At 68.5% G+C, this 1,870-nt stretch carries 2 protein-coding genes; one reads left to right on the forward strand and one right to left on the reverse strand.

From position 1 onward, the window contains the following. Window positions 1-90: 90 nt before the first annotated feature. On the forward strand, window positions 91-1,209 hold the full coding sequence (locus ABZ795_RS28695) for an IS630 family transposase (RefSeq protein ID WP_357532635.1): 1,119 nt from the start codon (window positions 91-93) through the stop codon (window positions 1,207-1,209). Between the two features lie 24 nt (window positions 1,210-1,233). Here the strand turns inward: ABZ795_RS28695 and ABZ795_RS28700 are convergent, their stop codons facing one another. After that, a complete protein-coding gene (locus tag ABZ795_RS28700) occupies window positions 1,234-1,653 on the reverse strand; it encodes a GNAT family N-acetyltransferase (RefSeq protein ID WP_357532636.1) in 420 nt (139 codons plus the stop codon). Window positions 1,654-1,870 lie beyond the last annotated feature (217 nt).

A 1,870-nucleotide genomic window follows, 5' to 3' on the forward strand; every position in this document is an offset into this window, starting at 1 on the left:
CTAGTGCCATGACCACAAACGTTCACGGTGTTGGTGGACACGCCGTGCGGCCTGTCGGCCGGGCGGCGTTGTGCCGGTCAGGCTGTGGCGGTGGCAGATCTTGTACGTGTGCGGCGGCTGAGTGATCAGGAAGGTCAGCAGCTGCTCAGAATCACCCGCCGGGGAACCGGCTCGGCGATCCGCCTGCGGCGGGCGATGGTCGTTCTCGCCTCGGCCGGCGGGAACACGGTGCCGGCCATCGCCCGCCTCGTCCAGGCCGATGAGGACACGATCCGGCAGGTCATTCACCGGTTCAACGAGATGGGGATGGCCAGCCTGGACCCTCAGTGGGCGGGTGGCCGTCCCCGCCAGATCAGTCCTGACGAGGAGCAGTTCATCGTCGAGACGGCCAACACCCGCCCCGAGAAGCTGGGGCGGCCGTTCACCCGCTGGAGCATCCGCAAACTCGCCGACCACCTGCGCCTGCACGCCACCCGCCGGGTCCGGATCGGGCGGGAACGGCTGCGGCAGATCCTGCACCGGCACCGGATCACCTTCCAACGGACCAAGACGTGGAAGGAGTCCACCGACCCGCAGCGCGATGCCAAACTCGCCCGCATCGAGTACGTCACCAGCCACTTCCCGCAGCGGGTGTTCGCCTTCGACGAGTTCGGGCCCCTCGTGATCCGCCCCCAGGCCGGCACGGGGTGGGCACCCGCGGGCCATCCGCACCGGCTGCCCGCGAACTACCACAAGCTGCACGGCGTCCGGCAGTTCCACGGCTGCTACTCCGTCGGCGACGACCAGCTCTGGGGTGTGGTCCGGCGCCGCAAGAGCGCCGCGAACACCCTGGCCGCGCTCAAGTCGATCCGCGCCACTCGCCCGGACGGGGCACCGATTTACGTCATCCTGGACAACCTGTCCGCGCACAAAGGCCGCACGATCCGAGCATGGGCGGCCCGCAACAAGGTCGAACTTTGCTTCACCCCGACCTACGCCTCCTGGGCCAACCCGATCGAAGCCCAGTTCGGGCCGCTACGCACCTTCGTCATCGCCGGCTCAAACCACCCCAACCACCCCGCCTTGACCCGGAAACTGCAGGCCTACCTGCGGTGGCGCAACGCCAACGCCCGCCACCCCGACGTCCTGACCGCCCAACGCCGCGAACGCGCCCGCATCCGCAGCGAACGCCACCGACGCTGGGGCCAACCCGCCGCCCTCGCAGCCTGACCCCAACACCTCAAACGTTCGTGTTCATGACCGCAGCGACGGCGCCTGCACGTCGCGGACCATGCGAATCTCCCGCACTCCGTCCTCGACCTGGGCTGTCCCATCAGCGACGAAGCCGTGCTTGCGGTAGAACGCCTGCGCGCGAGGGTTCGGATCGGCGACCCACAGCGCCGCCGACTCTGCGGGGTCGATAACGGCCTGCAACAACGCCCGCCCAGCACCCCTACCATGATCGCTGGCAAGCACATACAGCACAAACAGCTGCGTCGCCCACGCCGCCGCAGCCTCCGGCGGCGGACCCGACATCGCGATCCCGACCACTTCACCCTCCCGCTCGGCCACAGCCGCCCGGTTCTCGCGATAGCGCTCGTCGGTCAAAGCAGCAGTCCAGAACCGTTCCCGAACAGCCGGGAGACCCGGATCATCCAGCACCGCATCCGACATGAGGCCTCGATACGTCTCCTGCCAGCACTGAACATGCAGCCACGCCATCCGAGCGACGTCATCGACCCGGGCTGGGCGAACAGTCAGCAAGGAACACCGCCGAATCGTAGGGCCGCACCCAGATGCTCGCCGACCGGCCTCGCGGCGACCGGCTGGGCCGTCAGCCCGCGCGCCGTGTTACCCCGAACACCGTGAACGTTTGTGGTCATGGCACTAG

Origin of the sequence: Micromonospora sp. NPDC047134 (assembly GCF_040643455.1) — a bacterium.
Classification (GTDB): Bacteria; Actinomycetota; Actinomycetes; order Mycobacteriales; family Micromonosporaceae; genus Micromonospora.

Coding starts and splice junctions, on each gene's coding strand:
- ABZ795_RS28700 (WP_357532636.1), bottom strand. CDS start 1,653: ATGTCGGATGCGGTGCTGGATGATCCGGGTCTCCCGGCTGTTCGGGAA.